We start from the raw sequence: 19,407 nt of genomic DNA, 5'->3' as shown, positions 1-19,407 counted from the left end.
AAAGTGATGGACAATTGAGTAGCATACCTTAACCGCCTTCCAATTTCAGCCCACCCGACATGGCTCATCAACATCCTCGCAGTGTGCCCACTCCACCCCCGCTTGCCTCCAGACAGGCGATGGCGCCGGTTGCCGAGGCCGAACGCTCCCAGGTGGCAAGACGCAGTACCTGGATCAGCGTCATCGTCAACATTACACTTGTCATTTTCCAGATCATTGTCGGCGTGATCGCGCATTCCCAGGCATTAATTGCAGATGCCATTCATTCCCTGTCCGACATTTTGTCCGATTTTGTGGTGCTGGTCGCGAACCGCCATGCCGCCAAGGCTGCGGATGCCGGGCATCCTTTCGGTCACCGCCGCTTTGAAACGATTGCCTCGCTCGCAATCGGGGTCATCATGCTGGTCGTAGGGCTGGCCATGATCTGGACAGCAGGCGAGCGGCTCACCCAGCCCGCCACTATTCCCACTGTGCATGTTGTTGCGCTGGTCGTCGCCATCGCCGTACTGATTTCCAAGGAAGGACTGTTTCGCTATATGCTGCGCGAAGCGCAGCGAGTGCGCTCTTCCCTGCTGGTGGCCAATGCCTGGCACGCCCGTTCCGATGCGGCTTCGTCGCTGGTGGTCAGTATCGGCATTCTGGCCAACATTGCCGGCTTTCCCCTGGCCGACCCGCTGGCCGCACTGCTGGTCGGCGCCATGATTGCCCGCATGGGCGGCACATTCAGCCTGAAAGCGCTTAGCGACCTGGCCGATCATGCGGTCGATGAGGAGATTGTGCAGCAGATCCGCCAGGCGTTGCAGGATACCCCCGGGCTTTCAGGGTTTCACGACCTGAAAACCCGCAAGAGCGGCGACATGATTCTAGTCGAAGTGCATCTGGAATTTCCTGCAGACATGACCATCCTGGCCGCCCACGATATTTCAGAAAAGGCCTGCACGCGTATTATGAAAATTGACGATATCTTGCAGGTGACGACGCACTTTGATCCGGTGTCGGCGGATTCGGACGTCTCGGGGCACAATCGCGACTGATGGCCGTCCGCCGGCGCGGTGTAAAAGCAGAAGCGGACCATTCGACAGGTCCCGCTGCTACTTAGATCTTGCGATTCCTGAACGCCAGCGAAATTTTCGCAAACGCCACTTGCAGCTCCCGTGTTCCGCCCTGGAACACGACGGGTTTGCCTCTTTTCGTAAAAACCACCAGTCGCTTGGAGGCGAGCATGGGTACGAATTTGGCAAAGGTGACGTCTTCCCAGGCCACTTCGCGCCGGGTCATCCAGCTTTGCCGCAGGCCGAGCGTATCGATGGTTGTGATCGACGTCTGCATATAGCGGGTGGTAATGGCCAGCGCCACGAAAACGATCACCAGGAGCAGGCCCGTGACAGAATAAAGCACCTGCACGCCAGCCCGGTTGAACGCCACGAAGGCCTGCAGCACGATCAGTGCCAGCACGATCCATGCCACGGCTTTGACCCATGCAGGCCAGGCGAAGCCGGTGATCGGCAAGGGCTGAATATCGGCGAGCAACTGCTCGCGTTCAGCGTCGGACAGGGGCAGGAAATTCATGGCCATAAATACTCAGGCAGCCGTTCGTTTAGTCAGGATCGCCTTGCCGGCCCGGCTGGAATTGGCGCGCTGCAGATAATCGGAGATCCATTGTCCGGTGCTGATAACCTGATCAAGATCGATGCCGGTGTCGATATCCATACCGTGCAGCATGTACAGCACGTCTTCGGTCGCGACATTGCCTGTCGCGCCCTTGGCGTACGGACAGCCGCCCAGGCCCGCCGTGGAGGAATGCACAATGGCAATACCTGCTTCGAGCGCGGCCAGGATATTGGCCACGGCCATGCCATAGGTATCGTGAAAATGCGCAGACAGCATGGCCGGATCGGCAACGTCCGCCACCGCTTTCATGACCGCGGTGACTTTGCGCGGTGTGCCCACGCCGATAGTGTCGGCAATATCAATCTCGTCGCACCCCAGCGCCAGCATGCGCCGGACCACATCGGCCACGGCTGCCGGCGCGACCTCGCCCTCGTAGGGACAGCCAAGCGAACAGCTGATACTGCCGCGCAGGCGCACCCCCGCCTGCTTTGCGGCGGCCGCCACTGGTTCGAACCGCTCTATGGATTCGGCGATGGAGCAATTGATATTTTTTTGTGAAAACGATTCGCTGGCAGCGCCAAAGATGACCACTTCGTCGGCCCCTGCTGCAAGTGCGCCCTCGAACCCTTTCAGATTGGGCGTAAGCACCGAATAGATTGTGCCCGGGCGACGCGTGATGCCCGCCATGACCTGGGCGCCATCGGCCATTTGCGGCACCCATTTGGGTGAGACAAAAGAGGCCGCTTCCACATTCTGAAAGCCGGCAGCAGACAGCCGGTTGACCAGTTCGATCTTGATATCGGTCGGCACAAACTGCTTCTCGTTCTGCAAACCGTCACGCGGCCCGACTTCTACTACTTTGACGCTATTGGCAATGGCCATCCTTGTCTCCGGTCAATTCTGATTCTGTTTATGATGCTGCTTTCTGACTCTGGTCATCGTGATGCAATTGGAGCAGGCGTGCCAGCTCCTTCAAATGATTGCCAATGAATGTCAGTGTGGTTTCATCGGTAATTTTGCCGCCTTCGCCGTCCGTTTTGTTCTGCACGGTTCCGACCATGATCTCGGGCCGGTTGACCAGATGGATGTTCATGGCCACCAGAATCTGGCGCAAATGATATTGCATGCGGGCACCGCCAATCGCGCCGCCCGAAGCCGAGATAATCGACCCGACTTTGTTGTCGAATGGCACGGGACGCAGCCGGGAGACCCAGTCGATCGCATTTTTAAGCACACCGGGCACCGAGTAGTTATATTCAGGCGTCACGAAAATCAGGCCGTCGGCCGCGCTGATGGCGTCGGCAAAAGCCATGACTTCCTTGGGAAAGCCTGCGTCCTGCACGTCCTGGTTGTAGTGAGGCAGCGTTCCCACAGAAGGGGCGTGGCTGAATACAAGGTTATCGGGAGCCAGCTCGGCCAGTTGACGGCCAATGGCGGCATTGTAGGATTTTTCACGCAAACTGCCGGTAATAATCAAAACGTTGAACTTCGTGCTCATTGCTGCTCCTGATTGAACTCGGACGTGGGAAGGCTTTGTATGCCGCTGTCATTGTAAGTGATTCACCCGTTGCAAATAACGCCCGTCGGGCAGGCGAACGATTTTACCGAGCATTTCCAGTTCGGTCAGCTGGCCCGCCAGTTCACCCACGGAAATGCCCAGGCGGACCAGCAGTAACTCCATGGATACCGGATCATGCCCCATGGTGTCCAGCAGACGCTGCTGCCCGGGATCGGCGATCAGATTGCCAGCGGCAACGGGAGGTCGCGCCACGCGCGCCTGGGCGGGAGGATCACCGGCGGCGACATTGCGTGACGTGTCGCGCTTGCGGCCGACCGGCGTCGGCGCGACAGGCGCCGAACCGCTGCGGGACAGTTCTTCCAGAATATCGTCTGCGGTTTCCACCAATTTGGCACCCTGGCGGATCAGAGCATGACAGCCGCGCGACAACGGGGAATGAATAGACCCCGGAATGGCGAACACCTCGCGGCCATTCTCGCCAGCCAGACGCGCGGTAATCAGCGAACCACTGCGTTGCGCGGCTTCAACTACCAGCACGCCGCGCGAAAGCCCGGCAACTATACGGTTGCGGCGTGGAAACTGGTGCACGACTGCGGCCGTATCCAGCGGCAATTCGCTGATCAGCGCCCCGCGCTCCCGGATCCGCATGGCCAGGGCCTTATTGGCCGCCGGATAAACCCGATTGATTCCCGTCCCCATGACGGCGATCGTGGGCAAGGCGGCCGAACTGGCCAGCGCGCCTTCATGGGCGGCTGCATCAATGCCTTGCGCCAGCCCGCTCACAATGCCCCAACCGGCATCGGCCAGATGGCGGGCAAAGGCAAAGGCATTATCGGTTCCGCCGGGGGTCGCTGAGCGGGCCCCTACCATGGCGATGTTGGGCTGCGCCAGAATGCCCGGATCACCGTCCACATACAGCAGCGAGGGCGGATCGGCCGTATCCAGCAGCAGCGCCGGGTAGTGATCATCAGCCAGCGTCACCAGATGATGGCCCGGACGTGCCAGCCATTCGAAAGTGCGTTCGATGAGGGCATGCATGGCAGGATCGACGGGCCCCGCCAGTTGCAGCGCCTGTTTCTGGGTCACCACTTTCATCAGCGAAGACGCCGAAGCGCTGAAGATATCCTGCGGCAGCCCAAAAGCGACCAGCAGATGACGGGCGGTCACCGGCCCTATTCCGGGCTCCAGCGTCAGGCGCACCCACGCGTACCGCTCTTCATCTGACATGGCCATAGAGTTGATCTGCTTGAAATTGAGGAAAAACACCCTATTATAGAAAGATACCCGGGACGCGATGATGATTTTTCTGCGTCATCCTGCGCAAATCTGCTGGCAGGCTGCTTTGAGCCGGTGGCATTCATGCGCCTCCCCAGGTTGATCTGATTTCAACTATAATATTTGCCATGGCACTCTTACCTATTCTTCAATTTCCCGACCCGCGGCTGCACACGGTTGCAAAACCGGTAGCCCAGGTCGATGACCGCATCCGCCAGCTCGTTCGCGATATGGCTGAAACCATGTATGCCGCGCCTGGCGTCGGGCTGGCCGCCACCCAGGTCAATGTCCATGAACGTGTGGTGGTTATTGATGTGTCCGAAGAAGGTGATGACCTGCTGGTGCTCATCAATCCGGAAATTACCTGGAAAAGCGACGAAAAACAGGTCTATGAAGAAGGCTGCCTGTCGGTGCCCGGCGTCTACGACAAGGTAGAACGCTCGGCCAGCATCCATGTCAAGGCGCTCAACGAACAGGGCGAAACCTATGAGTTTGACGCAGACGGCCTGCTGGCGGTGTGTGTCCAGCACGAACTGGATCACTTGCTGGGCAAGGTGTTTGTGGAGTATCTGTCCAATCTCAAACAATCCCGCATCAAGACCCGACTGAAGAAACAGGCAAAGGAAAAAGCCGAAGCCTGAGCGATGCGTCTGTCATCATGACAGTGAATCGTTTCACGCAAGCGCCACGACCTGCGCCGCTTTGATCAATGCGACAGGACATCCATGAACGAGCCCTTCTCTCTGCTGCAGGCTGATGCTGCGTTCAGTGTCGAACGCAGCCGGCGGGACAGTGAAACAGGGCTGCTTGATCGGGTCGATCAGCAACAGCAACGCTTTGCCATTATTCACCAAGCGGCCATAGGCATTAGCGTACCCCGAAGTTATCAGCGCAATATACGTTTTGACGCAGCCTGTCAGGAACTGGCCGAAGCGGGCCTGCCGGTCGATGTCCGTCTGTCCGGCGGCGGTGTTGTGCCCCAGGCGCCCGGCGTCATCAATCTGCATCTAGCCTATCCCATTGCCGCAAACTATCCCCTGGAACATGCAGAAAGCCAGTATATCGGGCTGTGCGAGCTCATCGCCCGCGCCCTGGCCGACTACGGCATTCACGCCACCTATCAGCCCGTGCAGGGCTCCTTTTGCGATGGCCGCTTCAATCTGGCTGTTGACGGAAAAAAAATCGCCGGTACCGCCCAGTACTGGCGTCGCAACCGGACGGCAACGACGCCCAGCTTTTCACTGCTGTCCCATGCAGTGATTCTGGTCAATAGCGACAGCGCAGCCCTGACCGCCATGGCCAACAAGTTTGAAGCTGCCCTGCACAGCACAGTGCGCTATGCGCCAGAGAAAACCACATCTGTGATGGAACTGCTGGGTGCACCCGTGGCAGACTTTGAGCAAAGGCTGCTGCAGCAATTACAGAACCCGCCAATCTGAACGGGCCGCTTGCCGTCGCTGAACGCAACAGGCCGTTCTACGCCCAAGCACAAAAGACTGCCTACGCCTAAACGGTTATCTACTGGCAAGTATTTGTCGACACGTAAGAATCTATCTACGCGCCAGAACCTGCCTGCCAAAATCCGGCTAGGCATACGATCGGCTGTCTTCAATCACCTTGCCGTCATTGGCCAGTTCCCCGACCCGGACGAGTGTGATATCGGCACGCAGCTTGGTCACCTCCCGCACGGCCAGACCCAGTTTTTCCTGCAGATCAGCCGCGGGCTCCCCGTCGATCTCGACCAGCAATGTCATATCGTCGCGCCCGGTTTCACCCGATACAACCAGCCGGGCTTTTTTCACCTGCTCGAAACGGTCGACAATGCTGGCAATCTGCTCGGGATGAACAAACATGCCCCGCACCTTGGTGGTCTGGTCGGCCCGCCCCATCCAGCCGCGAATACGCTTATTGGTGCGACCGCAGGCAGAATGACCCGGCATAATCGCCGACAGATCGCCGGTGCCAAAACGCAGCAGCGGATAATCGGGGTTAAGCGTGGTCACCACGATTTCTCCCACTTCGCCGTCGGGCACCGGTTCGTTGGTGCCGGGTCGCACGATTTCCAGAACGATATCCTCGCCGATAATCAGGCCGTCCCGTGCTTCGGACTCATAGGCAATCAGCCCCAGATCGGCAGTGCCATAAGCCTGATAGCCATGAATGCCTCTTTGTGAAAACCACGTTTGCAATGACGGCGGAAAGGCTTCGCCGGAAAACAGCGCGCGCTGCAGTGACGGCAGGGCAATCTGCATTTCGTCGGCCTTTTCCAGGATGAGTTTCAGAAAACTCGGCGTACCCGCATAGCCTTCGGGCTGCAGGTCGCGGATAGTGGTCACCTGCATTTCCGTCTGGCCGACGCCACCTGGAAAGACCGTGCAGCCGATGGCCAGCCCGGCGGTTTCAAACATGGAACCAGCGGGTGTGAAGTGATAGGAAAAGCAGTTGTACAAAAGCGTATTGGGGCGAAAACCGGCTGCGTACAGTGCCCGGCCGAACCGCCAGTAATCGGCGCGCTTGCTTTCCGGCTCATAGATGGGACCGGGCGAGGCGAACACGCGGGCGGCTTTGCCCCAGCCGATCGACGAAAAGCCGCCGAAAACCCGCTCCACAACCGGATCTGACGACGTGGTTTCGCGACTGGCAGAATCGGCATGATGTGCAGCCGTGCCGTTCTGGCGCTCGCGCTGCGCCAGCTGCCGGCGGAGCAATTCGGATTTGCGCAGCACAGGAATGCCGGCCAGCGCCTGACGGCTGGTGATCTGCTCAACGTCGATTCCCTGCAACTGGGCGGCAATAGCTGGCGCACGTGCACGTGCGGATGCCAGCGCAGATGGCAACTGGTCAAACAAATCGGCTTCGCGCGTGCCCTGGTCGCGCACTTCCAGCGCATCGAAAAACTCTGTCATGCTCTGCTCCTATGCCAGCCAGCGCTTGCGGCGGCGGTAAAATTTGGTGTCACGGAAGCTTTTGCGATCACCGCTTTCAATGCCCAGATAAAATTCTTTTACATCGTCGTTGCTGGCAAGTTCCTGCGCCGTGCCATCCATCATGACCCGGCCGCTTTCAAGAATGTAGCCGTAGTCGGCATAGCGCAACGCGATGTTGGTGTTTTGCTCGGCCAGCAAAAAGCTGACCCGCTCGCGCGTGTTCAGGTCGCGCACAATCTCGAAAATTTCCTCGACAATTTGCGGCGCCAACCCCATGGATGGTTCATCGAGCAGAATCATTTTCGGGTCTGCCATCAGCGCCCGGCCGATCGCCGCCATTTGTTGCTCGCCACCCGAGGTGTACCCCGCCTGACTGCTGCGCCGCTGCTTGAGCCTTGGAAAATACTGATAGACACGGTCGAGCGAGGCCTCGATATCACCCTTGCCGACCTTGCGGGTGTAAGCCCCTGTCAACAGATTTTCCTCAATCGTCAGATGGCCGAAACAGTGTCGCCCTTCCATGACCTGAATCACGCCGCGTTTGACCAGATCGGCAGGCGTCATGCTGTCGACTCGCTCGTCCTGATAATGGATCGTGCCCTTGGTCACGTCGCCGCGTTCGCTTTTGAGCAGGTTCGATACGGCACGTAATGTGGTCGTCTTGCCGGCACCGTTGGCGCCCAGCAGCGCGACGATTTTGCCTTCCGGCACCACCAGCGAGACGCCGCGCAGTACAAGAATGACGTGGTTGTAGATCACTTCGATACCATTGACGTTCAGCAGGAGCCGTTCCGTAACCGGTGTGGCTGCTGCGTCTGGTGTGGTGTGCGTGGTTTGCATAGTTCTATCCCGCTTTTTGTGCAGTCTGGTGGTTTGCCCTGCCCCCAACGCCGTACCGCGTCAGGGGCGGGCATGCCTCATGCCTCAGGAAGAAGCCTTGCTGCAGTCACGTGGTGTGACTTTCTTGGCCTGTGCATACTTCTCGGCTTCGGACTTGACCAGCGGCCCCACATACTTCTGGTCTGCCTGATACAGATCGGAGGTCGGTACAAACTTGCTGCCGTCCCATTGAACAATACGCGCCCAGTCCGCGCCCACGTGATTGGCGCAAGACGTTTTGATCGGCTTGATGATTTGATCAAAGCCGATTTCCTTGAGCCGTGCATCCGTCAGATCCAGATTCTCAAAGCCCCAGCGCACCTGTTCGGACGTCATATGCTTGCCTTTGCCGAATTTCTCCTGAGCCGTGCGAATCGCTTCGACCTGCAGCATGGAAATGACCAGCCCGCGTGTGTAGGCGATGGTACCCAGCGTGTTCTTGCTGGAGCCGTTACCCTTGTCGAATACATATTGCTTAAGGTCATCGTAGACCTTGCCTTTGGCTTCACCGGTATTGTGAATCGTAATGGCGTTATAACCTTTGGCAACCTGACCCAGGTCTTTCACATCGCCTTCCGAGCCGGCCCACCAGATGGCATAGATTTTGTCGCGTGCATAGCCTGTAGACTGTGCCTCGCGAATGGCGGTCGGCGTCATGATGCCGGCGCTCCACAGCAGTACATAGTCAGGCCGCTTCTGGCGGATTTGCAGCCAGGTGGATTTCTGCTCCACACCGGGTGCCGTCACCGGATAGAGCTGCAACTCGAATCCCTGAGCCTCGGCACGTGCCTTCAGCAAAGGAATCGGCTCCTTGCCATACGGAGAGTCGTGATACACCAAAGCGATTTTCTTGCCCTTGAGCTTGTCTTCGCCACCCAGTTTTTTGGTGATATCCTGAATCATGACATCGGCGGCCGTCCAATAGGTTCCCAGCAGCGGAAAATTCCATTCGAAAACAGAACCGTCTGCGGACTGCGACAAACCATAACCCACGGTCTCAATAGACACTTTGTCTCCCGGCGCCTTGTCAGACACGGCAAAAGTAATACCGGTAGATTGCGAATCGAAACCAGAGGCGCCGCCGTTGGCGCCTTTAAGGCGTTCATAGCACTCAACGCCGCGATCGGTCGCATACGCAGTTTCACATTCTTCGTAGGAAATTTTGACGCCATTGATGCCGCCGTCGCGTTCGTTAACCAGTTTCAGGTAATCGATCTTGCCATCGGCCCATGGGATGCCCAGCGGCGCGAACGAGCCCGTGCGATACGTCAGCAAGGGAATGAACTGCTCGTCGGCCGCCTGTACCTGAAGCGGAATGGTACCGAGTACGCCCGCCACACCCAGCGCAGCAACCCATTGTTTCACTTTCAATTTCATGTCTCTCTCCTCGGATTCTCATCCAGATAGGTATTTATTTATTGAACACACACGCAGCACAGCAAACAGATACAACTAGTGCGGGAACGGCCAGATCCGCAATTTTTCTTTCGCAATACTCCACAGCCGGGCCAGACCATGGGGCTCGACGATCAGAAAAAACACAATCAGCGCGCCGAACACCATATGCTCGATATGAGCAGCGGTATCCACGCCCAGTGGCAGGCCCAGCATGTCCGGAATCCGGTTCAGCAGAATCGGCACCAGCACAATAAATGCCGCACCGAAAAAACTGCCGACAATCGATCCAAGACCGCCGATAATGACCATGAATAACAACTGAAATGAGCGATTCAAATCAAAGGCGGACGGCTCCCACGAGCCAAGGTGGATGTACCCCCACAAGGCACCGGCCACCCCCACGATGAAAGAGCTGACGGCAAAAGCGCTCAGCTTGGCGTACATAGGCCGGATGCCGATCACGGCTGCGGCCACGTCCATGTCCCTGATCGCCATCCACTCACGCCCGATCGCGCCGCGCACCAGGTTCTTGGCCAGGATGGCGATGACAATCACAAGGCCAAGCACGAACAGATATTTCTGCAGCGGTGTTTGCAATGGGAGTCCGAAAAAATCCAGCGGCGGCACCGAGACACTGCCCGATGATGAGTTATTGGTGAAAAACGGGATCCGTAAAAACGTCCAGTCCACAAAAAATTGCGCGGCCAGCGTGGCCACAGCCAGATACAGGCCGCGAATCCGCATGCTGGGAATACCGAAAAGAATGCCCACCAGCGTAGCGAACACGCCGCCCAGCAACAGCTGGAAAATAAGCGGCAATTCCGGAAAGCGCACGCCGAAATTCCACGCGGCGTAGGCGCCCACGGCCATGAAGGCGCCGCTGCCCATGGAGATCTGCCCGCAATAGCCCACCAGAATATTCAGCCCGATGGCCGCCATGGCCAGAATCAGGAACGGGATCATGATCCCGCCCAGAAAATAATTGCTCGACAGCAGAGGGATAATCACAATTGCAATAATCAGCAACAGCCCCATAAAGACGCGATCCTGCCGAATCGGAAAAATCTGCTGGTCCTGCCGGTAACTGACTTTGAACTGACCGTTTTCACGATATAACATATGTATTCCCCTGTCCCTTATACACGGTCAATGATTTTTTCGCCAAACAGACCCTGCGGACGAAACAGCAGGAACACCAGCGCCAGGACATAGGCGAACCAGATTTCAATGCCGCCGCCAACGAAGGGGCCGATATAGGCCTCGGACAGTTTTTCTCCGACACCGATAATCAGCCCGCCGATAATCGCGCCCGGCACCGACGTCAATCCGCCCAGAATCACCACCGGCAACGCGCGCAACGCAGCAGTGGACAGCGTAAACTGCACGCCGAATTTCGACCCCCAGATCACGCCCGCCACCAAGGCCACAATACCGGCCACCACCCAGACAATGACCCAGATCCGGTTTAGCGGAATACCGATGGACTGCGCCGCCTGATGATCGTCTGCCACGGCGCGCAATGCCCGTCCGGTTGACGTGTACTGGAAGAAAATGGCCAGTAGCGCCACCAGTACTGCGGAAATGACAGCCGCGGTCAGATCTTCAAGGCTGATCAGAATGCCGCCTTCGAACACTGAGTCCAGGATAAAGGCCGGATCCTTGGGCATACCGACATCGATGGAATAGACCGAACTGCCAAATACGATTTGACCCAGACCATCGAGGAAGTAACTGATGCCCAAGGTCGCCATCAACAAGGTCGTCGCCTCCTGATTGACCAGATGACGCAGGACAAAACGCTCAACCAGAAAGGCAACCAGCACCATGACGCCGGCACTCACGATGAACGCCAGGATATTGGCCAGCAACATGTTGTCGAACCCCAGCCATTGCGGGATCCATACTGAAAAACGTGCCATGGACAGCGCAGCGACCAGCACCATCGCGCCCTGGGCAAAGTTAAAGACGCCCGATGCCTTGAAAATAAGCACAAAACCAAGCCCGACCAGCGCATACAGCATGCCGCTCATCAGACCGCCAAAAAGGGTTTCAAGAAAATAGGCCATGATGATCAGTGCTCCACACCCAGGTAAGCGCGAATGACGTCTTCGTTCGAGCGCACTTCTGCCGGCGTACCGTCGCCTATTTTCTTGCCGTAATCGAGCACTACCACGCGGTCGGAAATATCCATCACCACTCCCATATCGTGTTCAATCAACACAATGGTTGTTCCAAATTCGTCGTTGACATCCAGGATAAAACGGCTCATATCCTGCTTTTCTTCTATATTCATGCCCGCCATCGGTTCGTCCAGCAACAGCATGCGCGGCTCCATCGCCAGCGCCCGTCCCAGATCGACCCGCTTTTGCAGACCATAGGGAAGACGGCCCACCGGCGTTTTCCGATAGGCCTGAATCTCAAGAAAATCAATAATGTTCTCGACAAATTCGCGATGGGCAATTTCTTCTTTCTCGGCACCAAAGATCCGGAATGCCTGCGACAGCAGGCTGCTTTTCATGCGCAGATTGCGGCCGGTCATGATGTTATCCAGTACGCTCATGCCCTTGAACAGGGCCAGATTCTGAAAAGTGCGTGCCACGCCCATTTCAGCGGCGCGCCGCGGCGTCATACGTCCAAAATGCTGACCATCAAAGTGAATGCTGCCATCCTGCGGCACATACACGCCATTGATCACGTTGAGCATCGAACTTTTGCCTGCTCCATTGGGACCGATAATCGCACGGATTTCATGTTCCCTGACATTGAATGAAATGTCCGTCAGCGCCTTGACACCGCCAAAGCGCAGTGAAATATTCTGCATATCGAGAATCACATTGCCGATTCGGGCTTCGCGTTCGTGACTCATGTTCAGGCAGCCTTCTTCAAAGTATCGGCAACGACAATTGCCGGCTGGATTTTCAGGTCGGCAGCGATCCTGCCTGTGCGTCCGTCTTCGTACTTGACTTCGGTTTCAATGTACTGGCTGTCTTTCCCGGAAAACAGGGCATCGATCAGCACACCGTATCTCTCGGCAATAAAAGCCCGTCGAACTTTGCGTGTTCTCGTCAGCTCCCCGTCGTCGGGATCCAGTTCCTTGTGCAGAATCAGAAAACGATGAATCTGCAGGCCCGAAAGCGCTTCGTCCTGCGCGACGTCGGCATTGACTTTATTGATGCAGTCACCGATGAGTTCGTATACCTGCGGCCGTGACGCCAGGTCGGTATAACCGGCATAGGCCAGACTGCGCCGCTCTGCCCAGTTGGCAACGGCCTCCAGATCGATATTGACAAATGCCGTGACAAAGTCGCGGTTTGCGCCAAAGGCCACGGCTTCCTTAATGAATGGGAAAAACTTCAATTTGTTCTCGACATATTTGGGCGCGAACATGCGACCATCACTCAGGCGTCCTACATCCTTGGCCCGATCGATAATCTTCAGTTGCCCCTGTGCATCCAGAATGCCTGCATCGCCGGTGTGATACCAGCCGTCTTCGGTGAAGGATTCTTTGGTCGATTCCGGATTGCGATAATACTCACGGAACAGGCCGGGACTTTTCACCTGCACTTCGCCACTGTCGGCAATGCGCAGCTCAACGCCGTCAACCGGCGGGCCGACCGTGTCGGCGGCCACCTGGCCGTCGCTTTGCACGCACACAAAAACCGATGTTTCAGTTGATCCATACAACTGCTTCAAGTTGATGCCGATGGAACGGTAAAAACGAAACAGGTCGGGTCCGATGGCCTCGCCGGCCGTATAGGCCACACGCACTCGGTTCATGCCCAGCGCGTTGCGCAAGGGACCGTAGATCAGAACATTACCGATCGAATATTTAATACGATCGGCTGTACCGACCGGCTCTCCATCCAGTATCCGCCCACCTACACGATGAGCCAGTTTCATGCAGCGATCAAACAGCCATTTCTTGAACCGGCCGGCGTCCTCCATGCGAATGGTCACATGCGTGAGCAGATCCTCCAGAATGCGCGGCGGCGAGAAATAATACGTCGGACCGATGTCATGCATATCAATCGCTACCGTCGCGGGCGATTCCGGATGATTGACCGTAAAACCAGTAGCCAGCAATTGCGTGTACGAAAACATGTTCTGGCCGATCCAGGCCGGTGGCAGGTAAGCCAGCACTTCTTCTTTGTCGGTCAGATTTTCCAGTTTCTCAATGACCCGTGCACGATCGATCAGTGCGGCGTGTGTCAGCACGACGCCCTTTGGTTTGCCCGTCGTGCCCGAGGTGTAGAACATGGCAGCCGTATCATCGGCTTTGACCCGGTCGACTGCGGCTGAGAACGCCTCTGGCGCACCGGCAGCATAATCGTCTCCCTGCTGCAACAACGCGCTCCAGGACATGAGCAAGGGATCACTATAATGCCGCAAGCCGCGTGGGTCATCGTAAATGACATGTGCCAGGGCCGGCGCCTGCTCGCGAATCTCAAGCATCTTGTCAACCTGCTCCTGATTTTCCGCCACCACAACGCGCACGGCGGCATCCTGCAGCACATAAACCATTTCCTGAGCGACCGCGTCCTGATACATGGGTACGGGAATGGCCCCGAGCGCTTGCGCAGCCATCATGGCCATATACAGACGGGGCCGGTTTTCGCCGACAACGGCAATATGTTCGCCGGGTTGCACACCGAACTGTAAAAAGCCGTTGGCGACACGCCGCACCTCGGCAGCCACCTGCGCCCAGGTGTAGGTCTGCCAGATACCAAGATCCTTTTCCCTGAGCGCCGGCCGGTCTCCCCTGACTGTTGCATGATGCAGCAACAACGCAGGAAATGTTTGCGGGTCGGCGGCGCTCGCATTGCCTGACTGGTGCGCCATCTTGTCTCCTTGACTGTATTGACGGGCGATGATTTTTATTTTTCCCGCCGGTTCCCTGAACGGGTGCCTTGACAGAGGAACCCGAAACCTGATGTGTTGCTAAGTTACCGGTTTGATTGTAAGCTAACTGTCGTCATCACGACATTCTATAGTTTTCTAGGGTAAGTCCTATGTCCTCTTTTTCCCCTGAAGCCGCACAGTGGTTTGGCCTGCTCGCACCCGAGCATCAGCAGCGGGTTCTGCAGGATGTCACCGTCACCCATTATGGCAACGGCGCGCTGATCGCGCGCAAGGGTGAAACCGCCGATCACTGGATCGGCGTCATGGATGGCCTGATTCGTATTTCAGTTGGCAACGCCGATGGCAAGGTCGCCTCGCTCACAGGTATTCCGGTTGGCGGGTGGCTGGGCGAAGGTAGTATTCTGAAAAAAGAATGCCGCAAATATGACGTGGTGGCACTGCGTGACTCGTATGTCGCCAAATTGCCATCCCGGACCTTTGAATGGCTGCTGGACCACAGCATTCCGTTCAATCGCTATCTTCTGGACATGTTGAACGAACGGGTGGGCCAATTTATCGGACGTGCCGAGCACGATCGATTGCTGAATGCCGATGCCCGGGTGGCGCGTTGCCTGGCGGAATTGTTCAACCCGCTGCTGTATCCCGGACTGAAGCGGCGACTGGCCATTACGCAGGAAGAGATGGGCTATCTGGCGCGGGTGTCCCGCCAGCGCGCCAATCAGGCACTCAAGAAACTCGAAGTCGAAAAATTATTGCGAGTGGAATACGGCGCTGTATGCATTCTGGACCTGGAAGGCCTGCGCCGCTACGGTGCCGACGCAACAGGCTGAACGGTCCGGTGTTTTTACTGCGGCGGCGGCCGCTGACCGAACAGCGCCGATCCGATACGCAATTCGGTCGCGCCCTCGGCAATAGCCAGCTCATAATCTGCGCTCATGCCCATGGATAGCACAGGCAAAGCCCATCCCAGCTGATCCTCACTCTGATCGCGCAGCTGGCGCACCCGTCTGAAGCAGTCACGTATCCGCTTCCGGTCGTCGGTGTTTTCCGCGACCGTCATAAAGCCTTTGAGGTTCAAGGTGTCATATTGCGCGATGTCCTGCAGAAAGGCCGGCACGTCCTCGGGCAACAGGCCGGTTTTGCTTTCCTCCTGGCTGGATTTGACCTGCACCAGCACGTCCAGACGCCGCCCCGCCTGCTGCAGCCGCTTGTCCAGCGCCTGCGCCAGATCCAGCCGATCCAGCGACTGCACTTCGCTGGCATAGCGCGCCACGTCCTTGACTTTGTTGGTTTGCAGGTAGCCGATAATGACCCATTCGATGGATGAATCATTCAACGCCAGCGCCTTTTCCTTCATTTCCTGCACGCGATTTTCTGCAAAGCGTTGCCGGCCCAGCGCCATGGCCTGCCGCACCACCTCATGTCCGAACGTCTTGGTTACAGGCAACACCCCCACCTGCCCGGGATCACGTCCCGCACGCTCGCATGCCAGACGCACCTGTTCGTTGATCGCGGCAAACCGCTGTGCCAGACTCATGATGACCTCCCGGATGTCTGCTGCCGTGCAAGACGCCGGCTACGTCTGCCCGTTTATTACGTTTGTGTTTGCCGCCGCACTTTCTGCGCGCAGCTTGCCAAATTCCCTGAGCACATGCCGCGGGGTAAGCAAAACGCGCCAGTAACGGTCGCGTAGACGCCCCCCGGGAATATACCATGGTGCAACAATACGCGACTCGCTCCACGCCGGACGCCACGCCCGGGTGCGTTTCAGGCGCCCCGTCAGCGTCAGTACCGAAATACCCACCGAGGAAGCCAAATGTCCGATACCCGATTCATTGCCGATAAACCACCCGGACTCGTGGATATAGCGCGCCACCCCATCCAGCCCACCGTTATCAGGCAGCAATGCACCCAGCTCTGTCACCCATTCCCAGTCGGGGCGTTCTGACGGTGACACAATAAAAGCAGGCTCAAAACCGCTCCTGAGCAACGCGATCGCCAGCGTACGAAAACGCGTCGGCGCCCAGCAGCGCAATGCACCTGTTGACGTCGGGTGAATAGTTACGCGCTGCGGATGCCGGTGCTTGTGCAGTCCTGGCGGTATGACCATGCCATTACCATGGGTACAAGCGTCGAGTTTGAAATAATCGCGGCAGAAATCGCGCATTTGAAAGGCTTTGACAAACCCCTTGCCGGTCACGACAACATGTTCGTCGTAGGTCAGCGCATTCGGGTGTACAGCGGACAGGTCAAACGGCCAGCCGGGGTGCATTTGGATAGTCCGGTCAAAGCCGGACAGCGTCTCACGGGCTTGCGCCTCGTGCAGCGAGCGATGAACGATAAAATCGGGAAACCAGTCGCGCAACTGCCAGATATAGTCTCCGAAAACCGTCACCTCGTGACCATTTTTACGGAAATTGTGGGCGATGACCATCATGAGCAACGAATCGCCAAGGCGCGGCGCCATCAGAACAGCCACCTTTTCTTTTTCTTTTTCTTGCATTTTCTTTATTCGTACCCCGCTTTACAGAAGTCTTTGCTTAATGCTCCACCCCTCGAATACGGGTGGACAGCGCCAGAAACACCGCGACCATGACAGTATAAAAGCCCATCGTGCGCAGGCCGCGGAACATGGTTTCCGTGAGCCCGAAAATCGCGAAGCCAATACAGACCGCCGCGCCCATGGCAGCATAGGTCCGCAGTTCATAATCGGTGGTGCGCAACATGCGCTTGACGAACACAGCCGCCGGTGCAAAGTAAATCAGAAACAGTCCCAGCACCCCGAACAGCCCGTAACTGCTCAGCGCCTGCAGCCAGTCGTTATGTGGCTCCCCCCACTGGTTGGCGACCACTTCGGACACCAGCCCGCGTTGTACGCCTTCGGTCTTCATGAATTCTGAAAAATAACTATTTGAGCCTGATCCGAAAAGCGGATTTGCCTCCCAGATTGCAATGGTTGAACGCCATAGCTGCAGCCGGATACAAACAGAAGACAGTTCGGTACTGTTGGTACTGATGCACTCGGTCAGCTCTTTTTCTCCCAGTTGCACCCGGTCCTTGATGCCTGGCACGGTCAGCGTCACTGTTGCGGCCAGAATCAGGCCCAGCACAAAGACACCCGCCAGCTTCACGCGGTTGTTTTCACGCAGATGGATCATGATGCCGAACAGGAGGAAAAAAGGCACAGCTACCCAGCCGCTACGCGTCTGAGTTAACACAAACGCAGCGATTCCCGCCATGCCAAGCAGGATTTTAATGATTTTTTCCGATTTCGCAAATGACGTAAATGTCACATTGCAGGAATAAAGCGTGATCACACTCAGCAGAAACGTCAGATCACCGTAACCGACGGCATTGTAGACTGCGCTGGTTTCGGGTCGGATAAAATCGGGCAGCGATAAATCGACAATGAACCCGATGGCAAAAAAAAGCGCCACATACACACCGAACACGGTATAGGCCAGCCAGCGCCGGGGGGTGTAGCAACAAGCCGCAACGAGCAGGGGCAAGCCAGCAGAAAAACGAAAGGCCTTTTCAAAGTCGGCTCCGCCGCTACGCCCATTGACAAGCTCCGATACAAAAACGGCCAGAACAAAAACCGCACAGAGCACAAACAGCGTGGAAAACGACTTTAGCCTGAATGTCTGCTGCGCCGGTCGCAACGCAACCACAACGTACAGCGACAATGCAAGCAACACATAAAAAAGCGGGCTTGGGACGCGTTGGGTGCTCATGATGGCTAGCGGCATGGCCATCAGCGTCAGAATGAATAGCCAAAAAACCGGGGTCGCCGTTTTATTATCCATGAACTGTCGCATTAATCGTTCCTTTTGCATTTCAATAAAGGCATATAACTGAATGGGTAATTAGCAGCCCCGGCATTATAAAACGGGTTATTACAGCGAGTGCTTCGTTTGTATTGCGCTGCAAAAACTATCATCGCGTGGCCCGCCCGACACATTATCGGACCCAAGAAAGCCAGTGGTCAGCCAGTTCTGCTAGAATCAGATTTTCAAGTCACCTGTCCTCGTGAACATTTATGGATAATCAGAACGTACTGCCCGACCTGATCGAACAACTGCAGGTCGAACCCGTAGGTCGAGACGTTTTCAATGGTATCAGTACAGACATTTTTGGTACAGGACGCATTTTCGGCGGACAGGTACTGGGTCAATCTCTGATGGCTGCCTCACTCACAGTCAGTCCGGGCCGGCCGGTCCATTCCCTGCATTCGTACTTTCTGCGGCCGGGAGATACCAGCAAGCCGATCCGTTTCGAAGTCGAACGTACGCGTGATGGCGGCAGCTTCTCGGCCCGGCGTGTGACGGCCACGCAACTGGATCAGCCTATTTTCATCATGAGCAGCAGTTTCCAGGGGGAAGAGCCGGGTTTCAACCACCAGGCCCCTGCCCCGCAAGTGCCGCCGCCGGAATCGCTGAAAAACGAAAAACAGCTGATTTCAGACATTGAGGACAAGCTGCCCAAACGCCTGGCCAGCCTGGTTGGTCGCGATTTTGCCATTGAAATGCGCCCGGTTGAGCCCACGCATATGTTCAAGCCGGGCAATTACGACCCGCAGGCGCACATCTGGTTCCGGGCCGCCGACAAATTGCCCGACAACCCGCTGCTGCACCGCGCCATGCTGGCCTATACCTCTGATTTCTATCTGCTTTTTACCTCCCTGCTACCGCACAACCAGACCCCGTTCTCAAAAAGCATGCAAATGGCCACTATTGACCATGCCATCTGGTTTCATCGGGCTTTCCGCATGGACGAATGGCTGCTGTATTCACTGGAATCACCCAGCGCCAGCAATGCCCGCGGGTTCTGTCGTGCGCATGTATTCAACAGCAAGGGGGATCTAATCGCCTCAACGACCCAGGAAGGGCTCATCAGGAAGGTGCAGGAAAATTGAGGGAGTGACATTTTTGCAGCGCG

19 protein-coding genes are annotated in these 19,407 nt (G+C 56.9%); 5 read left to right on the top strand and 14 right to left on the bottom strand.

The annotated features are described in order from the left end of the window. Positions 1-59: 59 nt before the first annotated feature. Complete coding sequence (locus W822_RS34205) at positions 60-1,034, top strand: cation diffusion facilitator family transporter (RefSeq protein ID WP_031242680.1); 975 nt, start codon at positions 60-62, stop codon at positions 1,032-1,034. A gap of 61 nt (positions 1,035-1,095) precedes the next feature. Here W822_RS34205 and W822_RS34200 read toward each other — a convergent pair whose 3' ends face one another. The 4 genes from W822_RS34200 to dprA are packed head-to-tail and all read right to left on the bottom strand — an operon-like array spanning position 1,096 to position 4,363. Beyond that, positions 1,096-1,575 carry a membrane protein gene (locus tag W822_RS34200; RefSeq protein ID WP_024005146.1) on the bottom strand — a complete coding sequence of 160 codons (480 nt, stop codon included), beginning with the start codon at positions 1,573-1,575 and terminating at the stop codon, positions 1,096-1,098. 6 nt (positions 1,576-1,581) lie between these two features. Then, positions 1,582-2,493 carry a hydroxymethylglutaryl-CoA lyase gene (locus W822_RS34195; RefSeq protein WP_024005145.1) on the bottom strand — a complete coding sequence of 304 codons (912 nt, stop codon included), beginning with the start codon at positions 2,491-2,493 and terminating at the stop codon, positions 1,582-1,584. Positions 2,494-2,521: 28 nt separating this feature from the next. Continuing rightward, a complete protein-coding gene (locus W822_RS34190; RefSeq protein WP_024005144.1) occupies positions 2,522-3,109 on the bottom strand; it encodes an NADPH-dependent FMN reductase in 588 nt (195 codons plus the stop codon). 48 nt (positions 3,110-3,157) lie between these two features. Then, positions 3,158-4,363: a DNA-processing protein DprA gene (gene dprA / locus W822_RS34185; protein WP_024005143.1), complete on the bottom strand. Its 1,206-nt coding sequence runs from the start codon at positions 4,361-4,363 to the stop codon at positions 3,158-3,160. 170 nt (positions 4,364-4,533) lie between these two features. Between dprA and def the strand changes: the two genes are divergently transcribed. Next, positions 4,534-5,046 (top strand): peptide deformylase, encoded by a 513-nt coding sequence (gene def, locus W822_RS34180; RefSeq protein WP_024005142.1) that lies wholly within the window; start codon positions 4,534-4,536, stop codon positions 5,044-5,046. 84 nt (positions 5,047-5,130) lie between these two features. After that, positions 5,131-5,844, top strand: a complete 714-nt coding sequence (locus tag W822_RS34175) for a lipoate--protein ligase family protein (RefSeq protein ID WP_051401664.1) — start codon at positions 5,131-5,133, stop codon at positions 5,842-5,844. A gap of 147 nt (positions 5,845-5,991) precedes the next feature. Here the strand turns inward: W822_RS34175 and W822_RS34170 are convergent, their stop codons facing one another. The 7 genes from W822_RS34170 to W822_RS34140 form a co-directional block, all read right to left on the bottom strand. Continuing rightward, positions 5,992-7,311 carry a phenylacetate--CoA ligase family protein gene (locus W822_RS34170; protein WP_024005140.1) on the bottom strand — a complete coding sequence of 440 codons (1,320 nt, stop codon included), beginning with the start codon at positions 7,309-7,311 and terminating at the stop codon, positions 5,992-5,994. A gap of 9 nt (positions 7,312-7,320) precedes the next feature. Then, on the bottom strand, positions 7,321-8,172 hold the full coding sequence (locus W822_RS34165) for an ABC transporter ATP-binding protein (RefSeq protein ID WP_024005139.1): 852 nt from the start codon (positions 8,170-8,172) through the stop codon (positions 7,321-7,323). Positions 8,173-8,256: 84 nt separating this feature from the next. After that, positions 8,257-9,588, bottom strand: coding sequence for an ABC transporter substrate-binding protein (locus W822_RS34160; RefSeq protein ID WP_024005138.1), 1,332 nt, complete (start codon positions 9,586-9,588; stop codon positions 8,257-8,259). A 75-nt stretch (positions 9,589-9,663) separates the two neighbouring features. After that, positions 9,664-10,728 carry a branched-chain amino acid ABC transporter permease gene (locus W822_RS34155; protein ID WP_024005137.1) on the bottom strand — a complete coding sequence of 355 codons (1,065 nt, stop codon included), beginning with the start codon at positions 10,726-10,728 and terminating at the stop codon, positions 9,664-9,666. Positions 10,729-10,745: 17 nt separating this feature from the next. Then, positions 10,746-11,675 (bottom strand): branched-chain amino acid ABC transporter permease, encoded by a 930-nt coding sequence (locus tag W822_RS34150; protein ID WP_024005136.1) that lies wholly within the window; start codon positions 11,673-11,675, stop codon positions 10,746-10,748. 5 nt (positions 11,676-11,680) lie between these two features. Next, positions 11,681-12,475, bottom strand: a complete 795-nt coding sequence (locus tag W822_RS34145) for an ABC transporter ATP-binding protein (protein WP_024005135.1) — start codon at positions 12,473-12,475, stop codon at positions 11,681-11,683. Positions 12,476-12,477: 2 nt separating this feature from the next. Continuing rightward, positions 12,478-14,448 carry an AMP-dependent synthetase/ligase gene (locus W822_RS34140; protein ID WP_024005134.1) on the bottom strand — a complete coding sequence of 657 codons (1,971 nt, stop codon included), beginning with the start codon at positions 14,446-14,448 and terminating at the stop codon, positions 12,478-12,480. A gap of 170 nt (positions 14,449-14,618) precedes the next feature. On the opposite strand from W822_RS34140, the gene W822_RS34135 reads away from it, so the two are divergent. Beyond that, complete coding sequence (locus tag W822_RS34135) at positions 14,619-15,299, top strand: Crp/Fnr family transcriptional regulator (protein WP_024005133.1); 681 nt, start codon at positions 14,619-14,621, stop codon at positions 15,297-15,299. Between the two features lie 14 nt (positions 15,300-15,313). On the opposite strand, the gene W822_RS34130 is transcribed toward W822_RS34135, so the two are convergent. Genes W822_RS34130 through W822_RS34120 form a run of 3 tightly spaced genes read right to left on the bottom strand, consistent with a single transcriptional unit; the run spans position 15,314 to position 18,275 of the window. Beyond that, positions 15,314-16,006, bottom strand: coding sequence for a YggS family pyridoxal phosphate-dependent enzyme (locus W822_RS34130; RefSeq protein WP_024005132.1), 693 nt, complete (start codon positions 16,004-16,006; stop codon positions 15,314-15,316). A gap of 39 nt (positions 16,007-16,045) precedes the next feature. Then, the gene (locus tag W822_RS34125) at positions 16,046-16,972 is read right to left on the bottom strand and encodes a glycosyltransferase family 9 protein (protein ID WP_034279568.1); all 927 of its coding nucleotides are present in this window, start codon (positions 16,970-16,972) and stop codon (positions 16,046-16,048) included. Between the two features lie 37 nt (positions 16,973-17,009). Continuing rightward, positions 17,010-18,275 carry an O-antigen ligase family protein gene (locus W822_RS34120; RefSeq protein WP_172642780.1) on the bottom strand — a complete coding sequence of 422 codons (1,266 nt, stop codon included), beginning with the start codon at positions 18,273-18,275 and terminating at the stop codon, positions 17,010-17,012. 233 nt (positions 18,276-18,508) lie between these two features. Between W822_RS34120 and W822_RS34115 the strand changes: the two genes are divergently transcribed. Then, positions 18,509-19,384 carry an acyl-CoA thioesterase gene (locus W822_RS34115; RefSeq protein ID WP_024005129.1) on the top strand — a complete coding sequence of 292 codons (876 nt, stop codon included), beginning with the start codon at positions 18,509-18,511 and terminating at the stop codon, positions 19,382-19,384. The last annotated feature ends 23 nt before the right edge of the window (positions 19,385-19,407 follow it).

Origin of the sequence: Advenella kashmirensis W13003, from assembly GCF_000506985.1 — a bacterium.
GTDB lineage: Bacteria > Pseudomonadota > Gammaproteobacteria > Burkholderiales > Burkholderiaceae_B > Advenella > Advenella kashmirensis_A.
This window is presented reverse-complemented; position numbering and strand designations above follow the sequence as displayed.

Coding starts and splice junctions, on each gene's coding strand:
- W822_RS34170 (WP_024005140.1), bottom strand. CDS start 7,311: ATGACAGAGTTTTTCGATGCGCTGGAAGTGCGCGACCAGGGCACGCGC.
- W822_RS34150 (WP_024005136.1), bottom strand. CDS start 11,675: ATGGCCTATTTTCTTGAAACCCTTTTTGGCGGTCTGATGAGCGGCATG.
- W822_RS34160 (WP_024005138.1), bottom strand. CDS start 9,588: ATGAAATTGAAAGTGAAACAATGGGTTGCTGCGCTGGGTGTGGCGGGC.
- W822_RS34145 (WP_024005135.1), bottom strand. CDS start 12,475: ATGAGTCACGAACGCGAAGCCCGAATCGGCAATGTGATTCTCGATATG.
- W822_RS34175 (WP_051401664.1), top strand. CDS start 5,131: ATGAACGAGCCCTTCTCTCTGCTGCAGGCTGATGCTGCGTTCAGTGTC.
- W822_RS34200 (WP_024005146.1), bottom strand. CDS start 1,575: ATGGCCATGAATTTCCTGCCCCTGTCCGACGCTGAACGCGAGCAGTTG.
- W822_RS34195 (WP_024005145.1), bottom strand. CDS start 2,493: ATGGCCATTGCCAATAGCGTCAAAGTAGTAGAAGTCGGGCCGCGTGAC.
- W822_RS34165 (WP_024005139.1), bottom strand. CDS start 8,172: ATGCAAACCACGCACACCACACCAGACGCAGCAGCCACACCGGTTACG.
- W822_RS34120 (WP_172642780.1), bottom strand. CDS start 18,275: ATGGATAATAAAACGGCGACCCCGGTTTTTTGGCTATTCATTCTGACG.
- def (WP_024005142.1), top strand. CDS start 4,534: ATGGCACTCTTACCTATTCTTCAATTTCCCGACCCGCGGCTGCACACG.
- W822_RS34130 (WP_024005132.1), bottom strand. CDS start 16,006: ATGAGTCTGGCACAGCGGTTTGCCGCGATCAACGAACAGGTGCGTCTG.
- W822_RS34115 (WP_024005129.1), top strand. CDS start 18,509: ATGGATAATCAGAACGTACTGCCCGACCTGATCGAACAACTGCAGGTC.
- W822_RS34135 (WP_024005133.1), top strand. CDS start 14,619: ATGTCCTCTTTTTCCCCTGAAGCCGCACAGTGGTTTGGCCTGCTCGCA.
- W822_RS34205 (WP_031242680.1), top strand. CDS start 60: ATGGCTCATCAACATCCTCGCAGTGTGCCCACTCCACCCCCGCTTGCC.
- W822_RS34155 (WP_024005137.1), bottom strand. CDS start 10,728: ATGTTATATCGTGAAAACGGTCAGTTCAAAGTCAGTTACCGGCAGGAC.
- dprA (WP_024005143.1), bottom strand. CDS start 4,363: ATGGCCATGTCAGATGAAGAGCGGTACGCGTGGGTGCGCCTGACGCTG.
- W822_RS34190 (WP_024005144.1), bottom strand. CDS start 3,109: ATGAGCACGAAGTTCAACGTTTTGATTATTACCGGCAGTTTGCGTGAA.
- W822_RS34140 (WP_024005134.1), bottom strand. CDS start 14,448: ATGGCGCACCAGTCAGGCAATGCGAGCGCCGCCGACCCGCAAACATTT.
- W822_RS34125 (WP_034279568.1), bottom strand. CDS start 16,972: ATGCAAGAAAAAGAAAAAGAAAAGGTGGCTGTTCTGATGGCGCCGCGC.